This window comes from Actinomadura madurae, assembly GCF_900115095.1.
Lineage (GTDB): Bacteria > Actinomycetota > Actinomycetes > Streptosporangiales > Streptosporangiaceae > Spirillospora > Spirillospora madurae.
On record NZ_FOVH01000011.1, the window covers coordinates 241,907 to 262,881 of the forward strand.

The window sequence follows — 20,975 nt, forward strand, 5'->3', positions numbered from 1 at the left end:
GCACGCGCCCCTCGGGTCAGGACAGCACGCGATAGGTCACGTGCGTGACCGAGCTCGCCGGCCGCGACTCCACCTGTTCGAGGTTCAGGGGCGGGACACCGTCGAACAGCCGAGCGCCGGCCCCGAGCGTGAACGGCACGATGTGCAGCCGCAGCTCGTCGACCAGCCCGGCGGCGAGATACTGGTTGATGGTGGCCGCGCCGCCATGGATCGAGACATCGCCGTCCCCGGCCGCCTCGCGCGCCTGGGTCAGTGCCGACTCGATCCCGTCGGTGACGAAGTGATACGTGGTGCCGCCGTCCATCGGCTGCGGGTCGCGCGGGTGGTGGGTGAGTACGAAGACAGGGGCGTGGAACGGCGGATTGTCACCCCACCAGCCCTTCCACGGCCGGTCCCAGTCGCCGCGCACCGGGCCGAACATGTTCCGGCCCATGATGACCGCTCCGGCGGCGTTGATCTTCTCGACCTCGGCCCGGTTCTCCTCGGGGTCGTCGAACATCCAGGCGTGCAGCCTGTTGCCCCAGCCGTCGCCGCCGTCGTCGCCGAACGGTCGCTTCTCGGTCTGGCCGGCCCCGGCCGAGTAGCCGTCGGCCGTGATGGTCTGGTCGCAGACGACCCTGCTCATATGTGTCTCCTGTCAGGTCGAAAAGGTGGCTCTGGTGGCCCCGACCGCGTAGTGATCGTCAGCTTGGCGGACAGCGGTGGCAGAGTTGTGTCAGTCGGGTGAAACAGGTCGCCGAGCGGGGAGGGGCGAGCACGTGCTGGTCGTCGAGGTGCTCGGGCCGCTGCGCGTTTCGGTGGACGGGCTGGCGGTCGAGCTGCCGCGCGGGCGGCTGCGCGCGTTGCTGGCGGTGCTGGCGATGTCGGCAGGCCGTACCGTCCCGACGGACCGGCTGGCGACCGCGATGTGGGGCACGGACACGAACGGCGACCCGCGGGTCAACGTCCGTACGAACGTCAAGCGGCTGCGCCGCGCTCTGGGACCCGCCGCAGGGCAGCTGATCGCCGCCAGGGCGGGCGGCTACCTGCTGGCGGCCGAGCCGGATCAGGTGGACGCGCTGCGCTTCGGCCGCCTGCTCGATGAGGCCGGGGCGGTGCCGGACCCGGCGCGCGAGCGGTCCCGGCTGGCCGCCGCGCTGGCGCTGTGGCGCGGCACGCCCTTCGAGGGGATCCGGTCGGACTGGCTGGAGCAGTCCGTGACCCCGGGGCTGCAGGAGCGGTACCTGGCCGCGCTGGAGCGGCGGGTCGACCTGGATCTCGTGAACCGATCGCCTTCCGACCCGGCCGAGCTGACCGAGCTCGCCGAGCGGCATCCGCTGCGGGAGTCCCTCTGGGTGCGGCTGCTGCGGGTCCTGGAGTCGGCGGGCCGCCCCGCCGAGGCGCTGGAGCGGTACGAGACGATTCGGCGTCGGCTTGCCGAGGAACTCGGTGCCGATCCCAGCCCCGAGCTGCGGCTGCTCCACGCCGAAATGCTCGCCGGAGGCGTTGCCACCGCTGACGGGCCCGGCGCCGGCGCGGTGCCCAGGCAGCTGCCCGCCGCCGTCGACGGCTTCATCGGGCGGGAGGCCGAACTGGCGGCGCTGGACGCGCTGCTCGGCCCGCCGGGCGAGACAAGGTTCCGGTCGCCGCTGATCACGGTGATCGCCGGCACGGCCGGAGTCGGGAAGACCACGCTCGCCGTGCGCTGGGCACACGGGGTCGCCGATCGTTTTCCGGACGGTCAGCTCTACGTCAACCTGCGCGGATACGACCCGTCGGCCGAGGCCGTGCGACCGGAGGCGGCCGTCCTGGAGCTCCTCGGCGCGTTGCAGGTGCCGCCGCACCGGATCCCGGACGGCGAGGCCGCGCGGGCCGGACTCTACCGCAGCCTGCTGGCCGGACGGCGCATGCTGGTGCTGCTGGACAACGCCCGCGACGCCGACCAGGTCGCCCCGCTGCTGCCCGGAACGCCCGGCTGCCTGGTGGTGGTCACCAGCCGGGACCATCTCGCGGGGCTGGTGCTGACGTACGGCGCGCATCCGCTCACCCTCGGCCTGCTGCCGCCGGAGGAGGCGAAGCGCTTGCTGGCGGCCAGGATCGGCCGCGATCGACTCGGCGCCGAGCCCGTCGCCGCCGAAGAGATCGTCCGCTGCTGCGCCGGGCTGCCGCTGGCGCTGGCGATCGTCGCCGCGCGCGCCGCGATCCATCCCGAGCATCCGCTCGGTGCGATGGCCGGCGAGCTCCGGGACACCCTCGGCGCACTGGAGCCCGCCGCCGATGTACGGGCGATCTTCTCATGGTCGTACGACACGCTCGACGAGGCGGCGGCGCGGCTGTTCCGGCTGGTGGCCGGGCTGCATCCCGGGCCCGAGAGCACGATCGGCGCCGCCGCCAGCCTCGCGGGCGTCCCGGCCTCGCGGGTGCGGGTTCCGCTGGCCGACCTGACCCGTGCCAACCTGCTGACCGAGCACGCCCCGGGCCGCTACTCCTGCCACGACCTGCTGCGCGCCTACGCGGCCGAACTCTGCGAGGCCGTCGACGCCGACCGGGAGGCCGCGCGGCACCGCGTCGTCGACCACTACGTGCACACCGCGTACGCCGCCGCGCTGCACCTCCACGGGCACATCGAGACCGTGCCGCCCGGCGCGCCCGGCCCGGGTGTGTCCATCACCGGATTCGCCGCACCCGACCAGGCGCTGGCCTGGTCCACGGCCGAGCGCGCCGCGCTCCTCGCCGCCCTGAAGCTCGCCGCCGAACTCATGCTCGACCGGCACGTCTGCCATTTGGCGCGGGCGTTGTTCGTCTTCCTGCACCGGCAGGGCCGCTGGCACGACCAGGCCGAGACCGGGCGGGCCGCGCTGGCCGCGGCCCGCCGGTCGGGCGACCCCGCGGAACAGGCCCGCGCGCACCGCAACCTGGCCTGGACGCTGGCCGACCTCGGGCACTTCGACGACGCCCACCACCACCTCGATGCCGCCGTGGAACGGTCACGCGACGACCCCGCCGGCCGGGCGTGGACGCATCACCACCGGGACATCGTCTTCACCATCCAGGGCCGGGAGTCCGACGCGCTCGACGCCGCCCGTCGCGCCCACGATCTGTTCGAGCGGCTGGGCGACCAGGTCGGCCAGGCTTCCGCGCTCACCAACGTCGGTTGGCATCACGGCCGCCTGGGAAACCACGGCCAGGCTCTCGACCTGTGCGAGCGGGCACTCGTCCTGCATCAGAAGGTCGGCAACCGTTCCGAAGAGACCCATACGCTGTCATGCCTCGCCGACACCCACCTCAGCATGGGCGACCCCGCCGGGGCGATTCCCCGCTACCGCGAGGCCCTCGACCTGTTCCGGGAGTTGGGCGACCTGTACGGCGAGGCCAGCACCCTTGCCCACCTCGGCGCGTGCCATCACCTCGCAGGCGGTCACGCGGCGGCGCACGAGCACTGGCACCGGGCCCACACCCTCCTCAGCGGCCTCGCCCCTGCCACCACCGACCACATCCACACCCAGCTGACGATCGTCGACCCGTCCGCCGCCGATGCCTTCCGCCGACGCCGGTGACTCGGCGTGCCGGGCTCGGCGGGTATACGCGGTGGCGGCGCGGCGGGTGGCCAGAGTGGCGCGGATGGCCTGTTGGGCGCGCCCACCTGGGCGATCCTCCACACGATGTGTCAGCTACCAGATTGTGTGTGAGGTACTGCCTATTGGCGGCCGTTGTTCCTGAGTGGAGCAGAGATCGTGTGGAGCAGCGCCCTTGCGGGGGTGGTGGGTTGTCAGGGCGGCCAGGCCGAAGGCGACTGGGATCCACGTCACCACCGACAGCCGATCGAGCTCGTAGACGAGCGGGTGCATGGAGGCCACCAACGCCCCGGTCAGACCCGCGAGGGCCAGTGGCCACGCCGCGTCCCAGCGGAGGCGGGCGAACAGGCCGACCGCCGCGAACAGGAAGGCCGCCGGGATGAGCGGGGCTTCCAGCATTCGCTGAGCTATCGCGTCCGTCCACAGGGACTGTGACGCGTCGGCGAGGCGCTGCCACGGATCGGTCACATCGGGAAGGCGGAAATGGCGGGTGAAAGTGTCCTGGAGAGTCTCGTGAACTCCGGGTAGGTGAAGGGCGGAACTGATCCAGAGATTGCCCGCCAGGACGAGCGTCGCGATACCGGTGACCGCCAGGGACGTCCGGCGCGACGACACGAAGGGGAGCAAAAGCACGGCGCCCATGGCCAGCGCGGCGGCCAGGGCAACGCCGTTGGCCGGCTTGACGGCGCACAATAGGGCAAGCCCGCATGCCAGCAGCCCGACCGCCGTCTTTGCGTTGCGTCCGCGCAGCAGCAGGACCGTTCCGATCAGAGCGACCAGCAGGCAGAGCATCATGGGCGCCTCGGCCAGCAGGCGGCTGCCCCACAAACCTGTCGGGAGCAGGTAGAACAGCGTCTCCGCGATCAGCGCCTGGACGGGACGCAACCCGATGGCCAGCGCCAGCAGGACGACCGCGATGCCGCACGCCACCCCCAGCGCGGCCGTCGCCGCGGCGAAACCGGTCGTGCCCATCACACGGACGAACGGGACCGCGAGCAGCGGGTAGCCCGGCCGCGAGGTGAAGATGCGCTGGAAGCGGACCGGCGCCTTTGCAGGTAGCCGCGTGCGGTACCGCAGGCATTCTGTGTAGGTCAGGCGCCAGCGCGCCCGGTCTCGTTTCATGGCTCCGCACGTGATCTCCGCGGCGGTGCGGTCCGCCTCGGCCGGCGAGTGGCCCGCGTACCGCAGGGCGTCCCGCGCGTACCAGAAGGTGTCCGGCGTGGCGGTCGAGCCGCCGCCCGACCATCTCAGCATCCACAGACCGGAACCGAGGAGACCCGCGATGACGACGAGTGCCGCCGCCCGCGCCCAGCGTCGGTCCCGTAGGCCGGACGTCGACGCCTCGGCGAACCGCACCAGCCGGCGGGCCTTGGAGGGACGACGCTCCGGCTTGAACATCCGGTGCCGCCCGGCTTGCGGCGAGGACGTATCTATTCCGGCGTCCTCGTGCTCGTCCGCGCCGCGCCGCGGTGGTCGGCTACCGGCGTCCGCAGGGTGTGGAGATCTCTGGGTCACGGCATTCGCCTGCCCTGCTCTCGCGGGAGGCAAGCCGATCCTGTAGATCGATCAAGAACAATTGGGACGCGCTATAGGTCGAGGTCCGGGTGTCGGCCGTGGACGGCGACCGAGTGTCGGGTTGCGTCCACGGAGGTGGTGTATGAGTTTGACCTGGTCAGAGGGCGTGGCGTCGTGACGTGAGACGGCCATCGCGTGATCCTTCGAATCGACCAAGATCAGAAGGAGAGGAACGCGATGGCCGTGGACAACAGTGTGGACCCTGCGGGCTGGTTGGCCGAGCAGATCGGGGCGTGTGAGCCCGATGTGTTGCGGTCGATGGTCAAGACGATGGCCGAGGCGCTCATGAGCGCGGAGGCCGACGCGGTCTGCGGCGCCGACTACGGGACCCGCTCGGACGAGCGGGTCAACCGCCGCAACGGCTACCGGTCCCGGGACTGGGACACCCGCGCCGGCACGGTCGAGCTGGCCATCCCCAAGCTGCGGTCGGGGTCCTATTTCCCCGAGTGGCTGCTGGAGCGGCGCCGCCGGGCGGAGCAGGCCCTGGTCAGCGTGGTGGCCACCTCCTATCTGCTGGGCGTCAGCACCCGCCGGGTGGACAAGCTGGTCGAGCAGATGGGGATCAAGGGCATCTCCAAGAGCCAGGTCTCGGAGATGTCCAAGGTGCTGGACGCCCAGGTCGCCGCGTTCCGCAACCGGCCTTTGGAGGGCGGTCCGTATGCGTTCGTGTGGGTCGATGCCCTGACCCAGAAGGTGCGTGAGGGCGGGCGGATCGTCAACGTGCACGTGCTGGTGGCCACCGGCGTCAACGCCGACGGGCACCGCGAGATCCTCGGCATCGAGGTCACCTCGGCCGAGGACGGCGCCGGGTGGCTGGCATTCCTGCGCGGGCTGGTCGCCCGCGGCCTGACCGGGGTGCAGCTGGTGATCTCCGACGCCCACGCCGGGCTGGTCGAGGCGATCGGGGCGACGCTGCCCGGGGCGGCCTGGCAGCGGTGCCGGACGCACTACCTGCGCAACCTGCTCACCAAGGTGCCCAAGAGTGCGCAGCCGTGGGTGGCGACGCTGGTTCGCACCATCTTCGACCAGCCCGCCGCCCAAGAGGTCCACGCCCAGCACACCCGCGTCGTCGCATCGCTGGAGGCCAAGCATCCTGAGGCGGCCGAGCACCTGGACGCCGCCCGCGAGGACCTGCTGGCCTTCACCGGCTTCCCACGCCAGCTCTGGCGGCAGATCTGGTCCAACAATCCCCAGGAACGTCTCAACAAGGAGATCCGCCGGCGCACCGACGTGGTCGGGATCTTCCCCGACCGGGACGCGATCGTCCGCCTCGTCGGCGCCGTCCTGATGGAGCAGACCGACGAATGGACCGAGGCCCGCCGCTACATGGGCCTGGAGTTCCTGGCCAAAGCCCGCCTTCGAGTAGTCGAGGGCACCACACCCGACCCCGAAATCGACCAGCGAGAACTCACCGCATAACCTGCAGAAACAGGATCACGCGAAGATCAACTCTTACACCACTCCAGTGGACGTGACCGAGTGTCGTGCTGATCACCTGTGGTGACGATGGTCGGGGTACTTGATCGGCGGCATCGTTCACGCACTCGACCCTCCGGTCCTGGCATGTGATCCTTGAGTTCGCGCAGGTGCCGTCCGGTTCGGGTTCGGCGGCGGTCTGGACGGGGCGGGCGGGATGGGCAGGAGACGCGAGGTCGACTGGGCCTCGACGAAGTACGGCGCCAAGGACCGCGGGCATTTCGCCATCTGCCAGGTCCTGATTGGCGCCGGGATGCTGATGATCTGGCCCTTCGTGTTGGGCGCCATGGTCGGGGAGGCCTCGGCCGCGGGGCGCGCCGCGAGAGGCGAAGGGGTTCCGGGAACGTTCATCGCGCAATCGGAGGTGTGCGGTCGAGGCGGATGTTCCTGGTACGGCGTCTTCACGACAGGCAACCTCTCCGACCCGACCCACGAGAGAGTCGAGTTGAGGGGGGACTCCGGCCATTCCGTTCACGCTTTCCAGAAGGTTCCCGCTCGCGATGTCGGTTCACGAGACTTCGTCCACATGGAGGGCGGGCGGCCGGAGTGGTTGCCGTCGTTCGGCGCCGCGATCTTTGCCGCCTACACCGGAGGCGTCGGGCTCTTGGTGAACGCCTTGGCGCTGCGGGGCGTTCACCGGGCACGGAGTTCTCCAGCTTCGCGCAGACGGGTGGCGAGGGAACGTAAGGGCTCCGTGCTGCGCAGCCTCTCCGACCGAGCCCGCTGGGGCTGGTCAGCGCGGCCCGGCTATTCCACGATCAAGGTGAAGGTGGCCAGGTCCAAGGGGTGGACCCTGGCCGGGGTGGGCGTCCTGCTCTTACTGGTGGTGATGCTGCTCTCGTTCGGTCTGATCTGGGTCGAGTTCAACGAGGAGACCACCCTGACCGAGGTGGCCGCGGCCTCGTGGGCACCGATCTTCGCGGTCGTCCTCGTGGGCGTCGCGATCCAGACGCTCAGGCTCGTGCTGGTGCGGCCCCGGATGTGGGTGACCGACGATGAGATCGTCATCTGGGACGGGCTACTGCTCTGGAAGGTGCTCCGGATCCCGCGCACCGCGCTCACGGCGATCCATTACGGCGAGCCGTTGATGTGCCAGGTCGAGGAGGACGTGGCCCAATTGACGCCGTTCCGGGAAGAACTCAACCTCGTCCTGCGGATGCGGGACGACATCACTCTTCCCGCGCGCCGGCTGCGGTGTGGAAATTGGTTCTGGGTCGTACTGGCTCTCAAAGACCGAATCCCGCAGACGAGCATGCCTCAGCGGGGGCGCCTGGTCCGCGAATTGTGCCTTCGGGTGAAAGAGCCGCGCAGAGTGGCCACCGACCTCGACCGCTGGCTGGGGGAAAGCGAGGCGCTCCCGCCGCAGTTCACGCCGGTCGATCACGCCCATTACGGCACGGTCCGCACGCACCGCGGCGTCGGCGGGAAGCGCGTCAAGATCAAGGGACGGCTCCCCCAGCCGGTGCTGGCCGAGATCGTGAACGAGGGCGACGGGACGCTGCGGGCCTGGCTTCGACGCACCGAGTTCGGCGGGGGGACCCCGGTCGCGGTGTGCGGCCCCGGAGCCCCGCCCGCCACGACCGTCCTGCACGACCGACTGCTGTCCGACAAGGCGCTCACGAAGAGGTTCCTGTACGTCGAGTCCGAGGGGCGGTGGAGAGTCACGATCAGCGGACCGGAGCGCGCACGCGAGTTCACCGGCTCCACCACGGGCCGCGGACCAGAAGTGCTCGCCTACCAGGGACCGGCTGGAATCGCCGTCGTGACATGCCCGGATGGACAACCCCACCAGGTCCGCCTGTACGGGCCGAACCTGGACCCGCTGCCCGGCTGCGATCCGGTCGCGTCAACCCTCATGCTCAGCCGGCCGCCTGGGGGCGAGCCCTCACCGACCCGGAGCACGTTCGCCGTCCCGGCGCAGGCGGTACTCCAGGTGAGAACCGCCGGGGCGGACTGGCGGATCGACGTGACGCCCCTGGAACAGGCCGACGCGGGCGCCCCTGCCCGAGCCGGAGAGCGGGACGCCGTGACCGTGCCGCCCGCCGGCCACGTCCGTCCGTTCGAGCACTCCATAGCGGGCCACCGGCCCGCGGTGGTGCGCTACCTGGGCCCGCCGGGACGCGCACTGTTCCGTGGCGGAGACACCTTCGGCCTCCTGCACCTCGACGCCACTCTGACCCCTACCCGGACACTCGCTCTCCCGGACGGCGACACGGAGATCCGACTCCGTTCCCATGCACTCCTCCAGGTCACCGGAGGCCGCGGCACCTGGTCCCTGGAAGAGCTGAAGCAGAATCGGGACACTCCCGCCTGAGCTTCGATTCACGGTGGCGATCAGGTCCGCCGACCCGCGGGCCAGGTGCCGGGCTCGGCGAGCTCGATGATGGTGCCGAGGTTGTCGGTGATGAACACGATGCGCTGACCGATGTCCGCCACGTCCATGGGCCCGCCGATGAGGTCCACCCCTCTTCCAGCCAGCTCGGAGACGGCGGCGTCGAGATCTTCGACGGCCAGGCAGAAATGGTGCAGGCGCGAGGGGTCCATGCTCGTCAGCACGTTCCCGGTCGGGGCCTGGCGGCTCGACGCGCCCGCCATCAGCTCGATCTTGACGTCACCGCGGACCATGAAGACGAACGTCGTGCCGTGAATGTCGAATCGCCGGTCGACGGTGAAGCCGAGCTTGGTCGCGTACCACTGGACGGTGGCGTCGAGATCCTCAGCGGTCACGCTGAGGCCGACATGGTCGTGAGAGAAGGAAATGCTCATGCGCCCCACGTTCGCCAACCGGCGAGGCCTCGGCCAGAGATGGGCCGGCCGTAGGAAAACCGGTACCACCCAACATCGCTGGTGACGAGCGAGAATCGACCGTATGGCCACTGATGGGACGACGTTGGGCGCGACGCTGCGTGCGTGGCGCGAGCGCATCGCTCCGGAGGCGGCGGGGCTGCCCACCAGGCGTGGCCGCCGGGCGAAGGGGCTGCGCCGGGAGGACCTCGCCGAGCTGGCGGGGATCTCCGTCGACTACGTGGTCCGGCTGGAGCAGGGCCGATCCACCACACCCTCGGCGCAGGTGGCCGCCGCACTCGCCCGCGCGCTGCGGCTCACCGACCCCGAGCGGGACCATCTCTACCGGCTCGCCGGCCTCGTTCCCCCGTCGGGCGGGGAGATCTCCGACCACATCCCTCCCGGCCTGCACCGCCTCCTCGACCGGCTGGGCGACACCGCGGCCGCCGCCGTCTTCGCGGCGGACTGGCAGCTGATCTGGTGGAACCGGGTCTGGGCCGCGCTGCTGGGCGATCCGTCGGCCAAGCCGCCGAGGCTCCGCAACTTCGCCCGCGACACCTTCCCGACCGATGGTGGGGGCCCTCACCTGTCGCACTGGCCCGTGACGTCGCTCGCCCAGGACGCCGTCGACTCCGCCATCGTGTCCGACCTCCGCCGCGCCACCGGACGCTTCCCGCACAGCGACCGGCTGACCGCCCTGATCCGGGACCTCACCGCGGGCAGCGAACGCTTCGCCGGGCTGTGGGCCTCCGCGGTGGTCGGCGCGCACCAGGAGGACCGCAAGATCGTCGACCATCCCTCGGTCGGCCCGATCACGGTCGACTGCGACGTCCTGACCGATGGCGAAGCGGACCGGAAGGTCGTCATGCTGACGGCCGAACCGGGCAGCGAGGACGAGACGAAGCTCCGCCTCGCCCTCCTCTCGGGCGCGCCCGGCTCCACCCGCGGCTGACCTGTCAGGAGGTCTCGGAGCGGGTGTTCTGGAACGCCGCGATCAACCAGCCTCGGTCGCCCTTGGTGGCCACGAAGGTCTGGATCGAGTCCGCGCCGGTGGGAACGATCTTTCCCTCGGTGTGGAAGATCGCCACCTGGGGCGACAGGAAACGGAACCCGATGATGCGCGCCTGGACCCGGGTGTTCTCGAGGACGCCGTCGAAGGCCGGCTGGAGCAGGCCGATGATCTCCTGCCGGCCCCGGGCATGGGTGCCGCGGAAATCGATGAGGTCGGCGTCGGGCGTGTGGAACGAGGCGTAGGCCGCGGCGTCGCCCCGCGCCCACGCATGGTTGATCTTGTCCAGCAGGCCGCGGACCTCGGCCTCGTCCGCCGCGGTGCCCGTCCCGCCCGGGGACGGCGAAGAGGCCGAGGCGGCCGGGCTCGTCTCGTCCCCGCTCCCCGAACCGCAGCCGACCAGGACGAGGACGAGCGAGGCCACCCCCAGGGCCGCCTGAGTGAGACGCGCGTTCTTCATGGTCATCCACACCTTTCATGCCGGACGTCAAGATCTCGGTGCGGCGACTCTAAATTAATTTGCTTCAAGCAGATAGTGCTTGAAGCAAATACTCGGGTTGGCCCCAGGACGGCCCCTGAAGCCACCCCCACGGCCTACTGAGACTTGCGGCGCCGGGTGCCGTGCGGCCGTCCAGCGGTGCGGAGCCGGGCGGTCTCGGCCTGGGTCTGCTCGCGCTCGCGCCGCAGGAACCCCAGCAGGAAACGCAGGTTGTCGTCGGAGATCTGGTCGACGTGGCCCCGCCACTCGACGCCCATGGGCTCGTAGAAGCGCGCGATCTCGGCCACCCGCTCCGGGACGACGCTCACCACCACGCGCCGCCGATCTTCAGGATCCGGCCCGCGGCGCACGAATCCGCCGCGTTCGAGCCGGTCGACCATGCGGGTGACGGCCCCGGACGTCATCCCCATCAGCTCGGCGAGGCGACCGGCCCCCACCGGCCCGGTCTCCAGCAGGGCGGCCAGGGCATGGAGATCGGTCACCGGGATGCCGATCTGGTGGGCGACCGCGACCTGGAAGCGAACCAGCGTCGAGATGTACCACGGCATCTCCTCGACCAATGCCTCGATCAGCTCCTCGCGCTCGCTCACCGTTCGCCACACCCCTCGCCCGAGCCACACCGTCCGCCCCGACGGTAACGACCCCCGCCCCGCCCCGCAGCAGTGCGCTCCCCAGGCTCTCCCGGCCGACGAGACGGAATTCCGCAGAGCAAGAACCCTTGCATTTCGAAACTCAAGAGTCGTAACGTGTTCTAGTGGGCGGATACGGCATTTGCGACGCAATCGACCGTCAGGATCTACCGTGGCCCCGCTGACGCCTGTGACCATTCACCTTCGCACGGCCATGTCAGCCGCTACCATCTGCGAAGTCACAATCGTGCGCACCTCGCCACACCATTGATCACCGGTTTCCGCATGCCCCCTACATCCAGGGCAATAAGGAGAATTCAGGTAAAATGCTCATCGGGCATACGTCGCCAGAAGGACCCGGTCGGGGACTTCGACTCCTGATCGATCTACTCCTGGGGCGCCGTCGACATGAGGAGGGCGACTCCGAGTCCCGATCCCTCTCAACCGACTGCATCTTCTGCCAAGCGGACGACCCGTCCCTCAACAGGATCCTCTGCGAGAACGAGTTATTCTATGCGCGCTTTGATAATTACCCCGCCAACCCCGGGCATATTGAGATAGTTCCCAGAAGGCATGTCGTCTCGTTCTTCGACCTGAAGGATCACGAGGTCCTCAGCGCCTACACCTTGATGCGCAGGGCACGGGCTCTCATCAACGAGAAGTACTTCCCCGAGGCGTACACGATCGGTATCAACGACGGCAAGGCGGCCGGGCGAAGCATCGATCATCTGCACATCCATCTGATCCCCCGGCACCAGGGCGATGTCGATGACCCCCGCGGGGGCATTCGCCGGGCCGCTCCCAACTCCGACCCGGACGCCTGGCAATGACGTCGGCTATCGCCTGCCGATCGCGACGAACCAGCCCGCACGGCCGGCGAAGCGAATCCGGACGTCGGCGAAACCGGCCGCCTCCAGGCAGCCCGTGAACGCTCCCGGATCGACGAACGTGAACCAGCGCCGCCCGTCCAGCGACCCGCCGTTCTTCCAGCCCTCACCGTCCCCGATCCGCATGCTGATCGCCGCGATGCCCGCCGGGGCCAGAACGCGATGCACCTCCGCCAGCGCACGTTCCATCCCGGCCGAAGGGATGTGGAGCAGGCTCCCCGAAGCCCACACCCCGGCCACCGCCGCGTCCCGGAGCGGGAGCGTCAGGGCGTCCAGCCGCAGGAAACCGAGCGTGCGTCCCTCCTCCCGGGTCCGGCCACGGGCCCATTCGAGCATGGCGGGCGCGTAGTCACCCGCGATCACCGTGCGACCGAGCGACGCCAGCAGCCGGGCGTCCCGGCCACCGCCGCATCCAAGGTCCAGGACGGGCAGCGGGCGAGGAGCGAGCCGCGCGAACTCGACGACCTCCGCACGCAATCCTGGAAACCTGCCGTAATCCTCGGAGGCTTCGCCATAGGAGTGCGCATTGGCGTCGTAGCAAGCACAGGTCTCGCGGGTGATCCCGCCCACCTCAGACATTCTCGAACCCGTCCTCCCCGACCACGATGGTCAATGAATTGAGGATATGCCAGATGCGCTGCACGTTGAGCGCATCGTGGCCGTACGAGACATCGAAGCTGACGCAGCCGACGAACTTGGAACGACCATTTCTGATCGGTGTGGCGAAGACCGCGCCGCGATGACGGTAGCGCTGGAACTCCTCCCAGGAGAAGCCCATCACGGCATCCGCGCCTTCCTGTGCCCGGTATGAGCTGAATGCGTCTTCGTCGACCAGCACCCGGGCCAGGCTCGCCACATCGACGCTCACTTCCTGATCCACAACGGGGTTCAGGCCGCGCTCGTCGCGGGCGCCGACGCCCAGGACGACTGCGCGGTATTCGGGATCGACGGACCCATGGAAATCGTCGTGGGATCCGACTACGTCCGCGGGCCGAAATTCCAGCTCTACGAACTCGGCTACCTGTCGAATTACGACATCGGCTACTACCTGGCGATGGCCAATCTCAGCGATATCGCCGCCATGGGCGCGCTCCCGATCGCGCTCCTCACGGTCGTCCGCTATCCGCGGTCACTCCCGGATGACGACTTCACGTCCCTCATGGAAGGGATCCGCGACGCCTGCCGGCAGGTGGGCGCGCCGAACGTCGGAGGCGATATCGGCAGCGCGGAGAGGATCATCCTGTCCGCGTCGGCCGTGGGCATCGTCGAGCTGCCAGGACACCTCCGACGGCCTGAAGGCCGGCGTCCAGTCGCTGGCGGGCGCCAGCGGTGTCGGCTTCGTGGTCGAGGAGAGCGCGCTCCCCGTCGCCGGCATCGTCGCCGAGGTCGCACGGCTCACCGATGGCGATCTGACCTCGGTCATCCTGGGCGACTCGGTGGACTTCCAACTGGTCTTCACCGTCGCGGCCGACGATGTACCGCGGCTCTCCAAAGTCTTCGCGGACGCGGGCCTTCAGTTCTCCGACATCGGCCACGCCACCGAGGAGCGGCAGGTTCGGCTCAGGGGCGCGGACGGCCGAGAGCAAGAGCTGCCCGGGGTTCCCTGGCGCCACGCCACCTGAGCCGATCAAGGTCCGTGCCGCGTCCACGAGCATGACCGGTGGGGCTTCCGCCCCAGGTTCCGAACGGCGGGCCGGTTCCGCGCGGCGGCTGCCTAGTGTCCTGCCAGTCGGGCTACGACGGGGGCGAGGGTTTCGGCGGCGTTGGCTCCGAAGACGAAGTAGGAGAAGCCGAGCTCTTCGCGTCGGCGCTGGATCTCCTCGGCGGCCGCCGCGGGGTCTTCCGGGAGCACCGCCAGCGAGTCCGCCGCGTGAAGCGCGGCGGGGTCGGTGTCGGGGGACGCCATGAACGGTGAGACGGAGTCGCCGATCACCGCCACGTGCTGGGCGAGTTCGAGGTCTCGCGTGGGGCGGAAGTCGCGGACCACCCGGGTGATCTCGTCCCGCTCGTCTCCCGGCATCAGCGCGATGGCGACCGTGTCCGCGATGTCGGCCGCCACCGCCAGCGCCTTAGGCCCGCGCACGGCCATCACCACCGGCGTGTGCACGTCGGGACCGTCGAGGTTTCGCAGCTCCGTCACGGTGTCACGCACCTGGGACAGCCGCTCGCTCGGTGGCGCGGCGGGCAGTCCCCGTTCGCGGAGTTCCTCTTCGATGCCGGGCCTGCCGGTGCCGATGCCCAGCTCGAAGCGGCCGTCGGTGAGCACCGACAGCGAGTGCGCCTCCCATGCGGTGCTCCAGGCCGGACGCAGGGGCGAGGCGTACACCCATGTGCCCACCCGCAGGTCGGTGATGGAGGCCGCGAGGGCCAGCGTGGGGGCCGGCGCCGGCTGCCAACGGGGGACGTCGGGCATCAGGAGCGTGGAGTAGCCGCTGCCGGCGATGCGGCGCACCCGGTCTCGCCACGTCGGCAGGTCGGTTGTGAGCGGGGCAACGACCCCGAATCGGAAGGGCCTGGTTCCGCTGGTCGCCGTCGAGTCGGTCATCGTCCTGTCCTGATCGTTCGTAGGGTCGGGGCTCGTCGAGCACCCTGGTCGGTGTCTCACCCTCGCTACGAACGCCGACGCCCCGATTCGACACCGCTTCCGGAATCTCCGGCGAGATTTTGCGGGTTCGTCAGCCTGAGCCGGACGGTGCCCGGCTCAGATCCACGACGCAGAAGACGTTTCCGTCGGGGTCGGCGAGGACGACGAAGTCCGGATCCGGCGGGTACAGGTCCCAGTCGGCCCTGGTGGCTCCGAGGTCGATCAGGCGTGCGACCTCGGACGTCTGCTCGTCCGTGGTGTCCACGAACAGGTCGAGGTGTAGACGGGGATGAGGTTCGATCGGCGACTCGCTGCGCATCAGGCCCAATGCCCGGCCGGATCCGTCCGCGTGATGCAGCGTCCTCCAGTTCGGGCTCTCCCACTCCGGCACGGCGACCAGATCCAGCGCGGACGTCCAGAAGGCCACGGCGCGGGGCATGTCGGTCACGCCGATCACCGGGAATCCGAGTCTGAGCACGAGAACGAGTCTAGGGAGCGCCTGGTCGGTCCTTACGGTCCCTGTCCATCGAACGCGGTTGAACGGAAGCCCTTGGTGATGAGCCAGATGCCCAGGGACGCTTCCCAGACGATTTCCGGTGCCGTGAACAGGAAATTCACGGGGGACTGCTGCTCGTAGGCGCCGAACAGGACGGCGGTCGCGGTGGCGCAGGCGATCGGGCCTCCGATGAGCCCGATGAGTGCCATCGGACGTGGCACCAGGCCCGACCGGTACATCAGGAAGCCCAGCAACAGGCCGTTGCCGAAGCCCGCGCAGAAGGCGGGACCGAGCAGGAACGTCTGGTCCTTCACCGCCACCAGTGACTGGCCGATCAGCGCGGCATCGGCCCCGCCGCCCGCCACGTCCTGCCGCAGCGCCACGACGGCGAGGACGCTGACGACGCCCACCAGGATGAGAGTCGACTCGACGACGCGCAGGGTGACGTAGCCGAGGGCGATGCTCTCGCTCTGCCGCTTCAGGACCGGGAACAGCACGACCGCGGTGGCGATGTTCGCGACGGCGGTCAGAACCTCAAGGAAGGCTCCGAACCGCACCTGGGTGTCCGCGCCCGCTCCCAGGATGTAGTTCGCGTCGTTGATCACCGGGTCGTACAGGAACACCGCCGGGATCGAGAAGGCGAAGGTGAGGACGAACCAGACGCCGGCGATCCTGGCGGTCCGCTGAACGGCGTCCGCCGAGGCTTCCGGCATCCGAGCTTCGATCGTGTCCACGCGACGCTCCCAGGCTTCGATCCACCCCGCCCGACTGCCGGGATAGTCGTAGGGAACCACGCTGAACGGGCGCTGTCCGCACCCTCCGGTGGCCGGATCAAGCCGCGGTCCGGGTGCGGAGGCTTCGCGTCAGGGTGGGGATCATCACCGCCGCGGCGACGAGGTGCAGCGCGAGGAGGGCGGTGATGGTGGCGGCGTTCGCCCCGGAAAGGAAGGGCGGGACCAACGAGATCGCGGTCAGCGACACCGCCGTCCACACGAACCGTGCGGCGGGGCGCGCGCTCCAGCGAAGGAGCGCGGCGGCGATGACGATGCCGACGAGCGAGAAGAACCCGGTCACCACGGCGATCCCGGACAACGGGATCGGCTCTTCGCCGTCGGGGACCTCGAAGTCGACGCCTGCGGCCTGGGCGAGCGCGGCGGCGAGGGTGGTGGCCGCCGTCGCCGCGAGCGCGCCCGCCAGGCCGGTGCCGACCAGCCCGCGGAGTCGGCGGGGGTAGGTGAACGAAGCGTCCGTGCCGTTCATATCGTCCTCCACGGGGGGTGTGGTGACCGGCGTGTGAGGGTTCCGGGGGTGACGATGTGCACCGTCGCCGTGCAGCGGCCGGGGTTCTGCAGGGCGCGGACGCCGGTGCCGCGCAGCCAGAACCCGGCGCCGCGGCCGAGGACCGGTCCGGGTTCGCCGTCGCGCAGCTCCAGCTGCACCCGCCCGCGGGCGACGACGCCGAACGCGTCCGACCATTCGGCCGCGACGACCGCGACACGCGCGCCACCTCGCAGCGCGAGCGTCCGCACGGGACTACTCCGTGCCGTCCGCCGGCAGCTCCTCCGGCAGCCCGAGCCGCGGGAACTGGTCGTCGTGGAACGTGGTGATCTCGGTGATCGCCCCGCCGGTGACGCGCAGGACGTCGATCGTCAGCGGCAGGTACGGGCCCCCGCTCTCCCGCTTCTCGTAGAAGGCGACGGCGGGCTGCCGGTTCACGGAGGTGGGGACGGCGCGCAGGCCCGTCATGTCCCCGAAGCCGCTCTCGACCCAGTCGTTCACCACGGCGTCGCGGCCGATGTACAGGCCCGGGGTGGGCGGCATCGAGCACCGGACGTCGTCGCGGAGCAGCGCCGCGAGCGCGTCGATGTCGGTTGCCACGCTGGCGTCGGTGTAGCGGCGGACCACCTCGCGCGTCCCGGCGTCCTCCTCGCCGCCGGTCCAGTCCTGCCGCTCGGGGGGCAGGTGCTCGCGCATCCCGGCGCGGGCCCGCTGCAGCGCGCTGTTCACGGAGTTGACGGAGTCGCCGAGGAGCTCCGCGACGTCCTTGGCCGGCCAGCCGAGCACGTCCCGCAGGATCAGCACGGCCCGCGGGCGCGGCGCGAGGTGCTGGACCGCTACCAGGTACGCGAGCTCGATCGTCTCCCGCGCGACGGCGACCGCCTCCGGCTCGTCCGCGTCGCCCGCGGGAAGCTCGTCGAGCAGCCGGTCCGGGTAGGGCTGGAGCCACAGCACCTCGCCGCCGGTCGCGGGCTCGGGACGGCGCTTGGCGAGCAGGTCCAGGCAGGCGTTGGTGGCGATCCGGTACAGCCAGGCGCGGAACGTCGACCGCCCCTCGAAGGTCTCCCGCCGCCGCCAGGCGCGCAGGAACGTCTCCTGGACGGCGTCCTCGGCGTCCTCGAACGACCCGAGCATCCGGTAGCAGTGCACGTGCAGCTCTCGCCGGTGCCGCTCCGCCAGCCCGGTGAACGCCGGCTCGTCGACGTCGGCCAGACCGCTCACGCCCAGCTCCTCCAACTGCCTGTCCGCACCCATCACGTCATCCTTCCCACTTGTCGTGTCCGTCGTATGTGTGACGGGTGCGGGCGCGAGAACTCATCACCGGGTCGGTCGTGATGTGCCGCGTCGCGGTTACGGAAGGGTGACTTCGGTCTTGAGCCGCAGGTATTCGCCGTACCGTCCGGCGGCCTGGTCGAGGGCTTCGAGCTGTGGACGCGTCAGGGCCCGGTAGGGCCGCAGGTCGAACCGCACGCGGTCGCGGCCGATGGTGCGCCGCATGGAGGCGGCGAGCTGCGCGTCGACCAGGGCCATCCCGGTCGCGGCCTCCCTGGTGCGCGGGACGTCGCCGGCGGCGTCCAGCACCCAGCGGGAGTCCTGGTAGCCGCGGTAGGTCTCGTCGAGGATCTGCAGGAGATGGCCCGCCGGGTCCTGCGGCTCGCCGGGAGGTTCTCCGGGGGCGTGCCAGAACGTGCGCCCGTCGTGCTCGAACGAGTCCAACCGATCACGCACCTCGTGCAGGCCGGCGCGCACGTCGGTGAGGGTGAGCGTCGCCCAGTAGGCCAGGTCCCGTTCGGTCGCCGGGCCGTGCCCGGTGTAGTAGCGCAGCGCGAGTTCGGCCAGGGCCTCGGTCCGGGAGAGCCGCCGCGGTGCCGGCACGCGCTCGGCCATGAGCGCGTAGGTGTGTTCGCCGTCGGCGACTCGTCCGCTGCAGATCAGCCCGTCCAGCTCGGCGTGGGCCAGCAGGATCATCAGCATCTGCCCGCCGCCCAGGACACCGCGCTCGCTCAGTTCCTCGGCCAGTTGCGCGCGGGTGAGGTGCCCCCGGCTCTCCAAGGCCCCCAGGACGGCGGCGACCGCCTGGTCGATGGAGCTTTCGTCGAGGCCGTGCGCATTGCGCAGCTGCCGGCCGGTGAGGCGGCGTACGCGCGGGCCGGTCAGATCGAGCAGCCAGCCGACGTCCTCGGCTTGCACGTAGTGCCACGTCGGGCGCAGCACGTGCGTACGCACGACGGAGCCGTCGTCGAGGAGGGTCGCCAGATCGGCCTGGTCGGGGTTCCGCGTGCGCGCGGCCACCGCCCACGCCGCCTGACCGGGATTCTCCGCCTGGACGGCCAGCAGCGACCCCACCACCTCACCGGCCGACCCGGCATGGGGCCGAACCAGGTGCTGGCTGCGCAGCCGCCAGCGGGCAACGTCGACGTCCCGCATCACGCCACCGCCCTCCGGACGCGAACCGGGGACCAGCCTAGCCAAGCACGCTCGGGCCGCCCGGATTGGCACTCCGTGCCAGGCCTGTTGACGCACCGCGCAAAGGGCTTCCCAAGTCGCGCCCGCTCCGTAGCGTTGGACGCACGGCTCCGCCGCGAACCAGCGAGCGAACACCCGTCCCTACGCGAACACCGTCCCAGCGCGAACACCGTCCCTGCGAGTGATCGATATGCCAGCCAACGAGCACGCCGCCCTCTTCATCGAGCTTCCGTCATGCGGGGCCGTGGAGACGGCCCACGAGATCGGCCCGAAAGAGCACCGGAGCGTTCGGGACGCCGCGACGCCCGGCCGCCGTGAGACGGCCGCGATCTGCCGCGAGCTGTCCGGGGTGGCCACCTTCCCCGGTGTCAGCCGCTCGGCGGGGCGTGCACGCGCGTTCGTGCGCGAGGTCCTCGGAACGAGCGCGGCGGCCGACACGGTGGAGTTGTGCGTCAGCGAGCTGGTCGCCAACGCCGTGTGCCACTCGTCCAGCGGGGACGGCGGCCAGGTCACCGTCGCCATCGGCGTGAACGGCGACCGCGTCCGGGTCGAGGTGACCGATGACGGCGATGGGCGCAGCGCGCCGCATGTGATGGACGACCCGTCCGCCGAACACGGGCGCGGGCTGATGGTCGTCGACGCCCTCGCCGCCCGCTGGGGCGTCATCCCCGGCCCGGCGGGCTCGACGGTGTGGTTCGAGTACGCGGGATGACCTAGGTGGACGAAAGGTCGACGGCCGCCGCGCGGCGGTGTTCGCGGGGGCTGACGCCGTATCGGGCGCGGAACGAGCGGCTGAGGGAGGACGCGTCCGGGAAGCCCCACCGCGCGCCGATCTCGGCGATGGGCAGCCCGGCGAGCCGCGGGTCGCCGAGCTCCTCGCGGCACCGGTTCAGCCGCTCCTCCCGCACCCACCGGCCGAAGGTGGTGCCCGCGCGCGCGAACAGCCGGTGCAGCTGGCGCAGCGAGATGTTGTGGGCCGCGGCGACCTTCGGCGGCGCGAGCTGCGGGTCGGACAGATGCAGGCCGATGTAGAGCCGGACGCGGCGCAGCAGTTCCTCCCCCGGTGAGGCGGGCGGCCGCTCGACGCCGGAAACGGAGGCGAGGGCGGTCGCGATGAGGTCCAGCGACATTCCGGCGAGCCGTTCCCCGGTCTCCGGATCGACGGTGTCCGCGGCCTGCACGACGTTGAGCAGGAAGGGCGTGACCAGCCGGCCGAGCGCGGAGTCCAACGCGATCCGCCGGACGGTGACCGCGCCCGTGTCGATGCCCCGTTCTTCGAGGGCCGTGCGCGGGAACCGCAGCACCAGGTGATCGAAATGGCGCCCCTGGAAGTCCACCCGGTAGGGGCGGGTGCCGTCGAACAGGGTCAGGTCGCCGGGCAGCAGAATGGCCTGGCGGCCGTCCTGTTGCGCGATGGTCCTGCCGTGCAGCTGCACGGCGAGCAGGCATAGGGGCTCTTCCAGGGACCGCGGGTGCCGGCTCCCGCGTTCGGCGGTCATCGGGTCGGTGAGGATGCGGGTCGCCTGGAGGGGTCCGATGTCACGGTCGCGCACCTGGCCACGGAAGGCTCCGCCGCCGGCCTGTTCGTCATCGAGCTGGATGAAGGTTCTGCAGATGACCTCGTGCCAATAGGCGAGTCGCTCCTGCGGCGGGACCTGGTCGGTGGAGAACACCCGTCCCATGTCTTGACTTTATGCTGGTCAGAACGAGATTTACAAGACGTGTTCGTCGCTGTGAG

At 70.4% G+C, this 20,975-nt stretch carries 22 protein-coding genes and 1 pseudogene; 8 read left to right on the plus strand and 15 right to left on the minus strand.

What is annotated here, in order from left to right; translation table 11 throughout:
* Positions 1–16 precede the first annotated feature (16 nt).
* Entirely contained in the window at positions 17–625 is a 609-nt protein-coding gene (locus BM339_RS28875; protein WP_021593526.1) for a dihydrofolate reductase family protein, read from the minus strand.
* Between the two features lie 133 nt (positions 626–758).
* On the opposite strand from BM339_RS28875, the gene BM339_RS28880 reads away from it, so the two are divergent.
* Positions 759–3,536 (plus strand): AfsR/SARP family transcriptional regulator, encoded by a 2,778-nt coding sequence (locus tag BM339_RS28880; protein ID WP_075022877.1) that lies wholly within the window; start codon positions 759–761, stop codon positions 3,534–3,536.
* A 114-nt stretch (positions 3,537–3,650) separates the two neighbouring features.
* Here BM339_RS28880 and BM339_RS28885 read toward each other — a convergent pair whose 3' ends face one another.
* Positions 3,651–4,952, minus strand: a complete 1,302-nt coding sequence (locus tag BM339_RS28885) for a hypothetical protein (RefSeq protein ID WP_143118639.1) — start codon at positions 4,950–4,952, stop codon at positions 3,651–3,653.
* 354 nt (positions 4,953–5,306) lie between these two features.
* Here BM339_RS28885 and BM339_RS28890 point away from each other — a divergent pair, with 354 nt between their 5' ends.
* Both BM339_RS28890 and BM339_RS28895 read left to right on the plus strand, forming a co-directional pair.
* The gene (locus tag BM339_RS28890) at positions 5,307–6,548 is read left to right on the plus strand and encodes an IS256 family transposase (protein ID WP_075022879.1); all 1,242 of its coding nucleotides are present in this window, start codon (positions 5,307–5,309) and stop codon (positions 6,546–6,548) included.
* A gap of 727 nt (positions 6,549–7,275) precedes the next feature.
* Complete coding sequence (locus BM339_RS28895; protein ID WP_143118640.1) at positions 7,276–8,919, plus strand: hypothetical protein; 1,644 nt, start codon at positions 7,276–7,278, stop codon at positions 8,917–8,919.
* Positions 8,920–8,939: 20 nt separating this feature from the next.
* Here BM339_RS28895 and BM339_RS28900 read toward each other — a convergent pair whose 3' ends face one another.
* Complete coding sequence (locus tag BM339_RS28900; protein ID WP_177287802.1) at positions 8,940–9,371, minus strand: VOC family protein; 432 nt, start codon at positions 9,369–9,371, stop codon at positions 8,940–8,942.
* Between the two features lie 103 nt (positions 9,372–9,474).
* On the opposite strand from BM339_RS28900, the gene BM339_RS28905 reads away from it, so the two are divergent.
* On the plus strand, positions 9,475–10,341 hold the full coding sequence (locus tag BM339_RS28905; RefSeq protein ID WP_075022882.1) for a helix-turn-helix domain-containing protein: 867 nt from the start codon (positions 9,475–9,477) through the stop codon (positions 10,339–10,341).
* A 4-nt stretch (positions 10,342–10,345) separates the two neighbouring features.
* On the opposite strand, the gene BM339_RS28910 is transcribed toward BM339_RS28905, so the two are convergent.
* On the minus strand, positions 10,346–10,858 hold the full coding sequence (locus BM339_RS28910; RefSeq protein WP_177287803.1) for an SgcJ/EcaC family oxidoreductase: 513 nt from the start codon (positions 10,856–10,858) through the stop codon (positions 10,346–10,348).
* Positions 10,859–10,992: 134 nt separating this feature from the next.
* Positions 10,993–11,487 carry a MarR family winged helix-turn-helix transcriptional regulator gene (locus tag BM339_RS47975; RefSeq protein WP_021593533.1) on the minus strand — a complete coding sequence of 165 codons (495 nt, stop codon included), beginning with the start codon at positions 11,485–11,487 and terminating at the stop codon, positions 10,993–10,995.
* Between the two features lie 365 nt (positions 11,488–11,852).
* On the opposite strand from BM339_RS47975, the gene BM339_RS28920 reads away from it, so the two are divergent.
* The gene (locus BM339_RS28920) at positions 11,853–12,356 is read left to right on the plus strand and encodes an HIT family protein (RefSeq protein ID WP_083598032.1); all 504 of its coding nucleotides are present in this window, start codon (positions 11,853–11,855) and stop codon (positions 12,354–12,356) included.
* 6 nt (positions 12,357–12,362) lie between these two features.
* Here BM339_RS28920 and BM339_RS28925 read toward each other — a convergent pair whose 3' ends face one another.
* Positions 12,363–12,992 (minus strand): class I SAM-dependent methyltransferase, encoded by a 630-nt coding sequence (locus BM339_RS28925; protein WP_083598034.1) that lies wholly within the window; start codon positions 12,990–12,992, stop codon positions 12,363–12,365.
* Positions 12,985–13,281 carry a hypothetical protein gene (locus tag BM339_RS28930; protein ID WP_143118641.1) on the minus strand — a complete coding sequence of 99 codons (297 nt, stop codon included), beginning with the start codon at positions 13,279–13,281 and terminating at the stop codon, positions 12,985–12,987. The genes BM339_RS28925 and BM339_RS28930 overlap by 8 nt, the downstream gene beginning before the upstream one ends.
* 87 nt (positions 13,282–13,368) lie before the next feature.
* Between BM339_RS28930 and BM339_RS52705 the strand changes: the two are divergent.
* Both BM339_RS52705 and BM339_RS52520 read left to right on the plus strand, forming a co-directional pair.
* Positions 13,369–13,620, plus strand: a pseudogene (locus BM339_RS52705) (AIR synthase related protein); the annotation flags it as partial.
* Positions 13,553–14,035, plus strand: coding sequence for an AIR synthase-related protein (locus BM339_RS52520; protein ID WP_337959933.1), 483 nt, complete (start codon positions 13,553–13,555; stop codon positions 14,033–14,035). The pseudogene BM339_RS52705 and the gene BM339_RS52520, both read left to right, overlap by 68 nt.
* Positions 14,036–14,127: 92 nt before the next feature.
* Here the strand turns inward: BM339_RS52520 and BM339_RS28940 are convergent, their stop codons facing one another.
* The 7 genes from BM339_RS28940 to BM339_RS28970 form a co-directional block, all read right to left on the minus strand.
* Complete coding sequence (locus BM339_RS28940; RefSeq protein WP_075022886.1) at positions 14,128–14,958, minus strand: LLM class flavin-dependent oxidoreductase; 831 nt, start codon at positions 14,956–14,958, stop codon at positions 14,128–14,130.
* Between the two features lie 130 nt (positions 14,959–15,088).
* Positions 15,089–15,475 (minus strand): VOC family protein, encoded by a 387-nt coding sequence (locus BM339_RS28945; RefSeq protein ID WP_021593540.1) that lies wholly within the window; start codon positions 15,473–15,475, stop codon positions 15,089–15,091.
* 32 nt (positions 15,476–15,507) lie between these two features.
* The gene (locus tag BM339_RS28950) at positions 15,508–16,227 is read right to left on the minus strand and encodes a DUF4386 domain-containing protein (protein WP_218163787.1); all 720 of its coding nucleotides are present in this window, start codon (positions 16,225–16,227) and stop codon (positions 15,508–15,510) included.
* A 97-nt stretch (positions 16,228–16,324) separates the two neighbouring features.
* Positions 16,325–16,753, minus strand: coding sequence for a DUF6069 family protein (locus BM339_RS50120; RefSeq protein WP_075022888.1), 429 nt, complete (start codon positions 16,751–16,753; stop codon positions 16,325–16,327).
* Entirely contained in the window at positions 16,750–17,022 is a 273-nt protein-coding gene (locus BM339_RS50125) for a hypothetical protein (RefSeq protein ID WP_075022889.1), read from the minus strand. Before BM339_RS50125 ends, BM339_RS50120 begins: the two co-directional genes overlap by 4 nt.
* Positions 17,023–17,026: 4 nt before the next feature.
* Positions 17,027–18,025 carry an RNA polymerase subunit sigma-70 gene (locus tag BM339_RS28965; protein WP_075022890.1) on the minus strand — a complete coding sequence of 333 codons (999 nt, stop codon included), beginning with the start codon at positions 18,023–18,025 and terminating at the stop codon, positions 17,027–17,029.
* Positions 18,026–18,121: 96 nt separating this feature from the next.
* Positions 18,122–19,198, minus strand: a complete 1,077-nt coding sequence (locus BM339_RS28970) for a winged helix DNA-binding domain-containing protein (RefSeq protein WP_075022891.1) — start codon at positions 19,196–19,198, stop codon at positions 18,122–18,124.
* A gap of 229 nt (positions 19,199–19,427) precedes the next feature.
* Between BM339_RS28970 and BM339_RS28975 the strand changes: the two genes are divergently transcribed.
* The gene (locus BM339_RS28975; RefSeq protein ID WP_083598036.1) at positions 19,428–19,949 is read left to right on the plus strand and encodes an ATP-binding protein; all 522 of its coding nucleotides are present in this window, start codon (positions 19,428–19,430) and stop codon (positions 19,947–19,949) included.
* Between the two features lies 1 nt (position 19,950).
* Here BM339_RS28975 and BM339_RS28980 read toward each other — a convergent pair whose 3' ends face one another.
* Positions 19,951–20,919 carry an AraC-like ligand-binding domain-containing protein gene (locus tag BM339_RS28980; RefSeq protein ID WP_021593547.1) on the minus strand — a complete coding sequence of 323 codons (969 nt, stop codon included), beginning with the start codon at positions 20,917–20,919 and terminating at the stop codon, positions 19,951–19,953.
* Positions 20,920–20,975 lie beyond the last annotated feature (56 nt).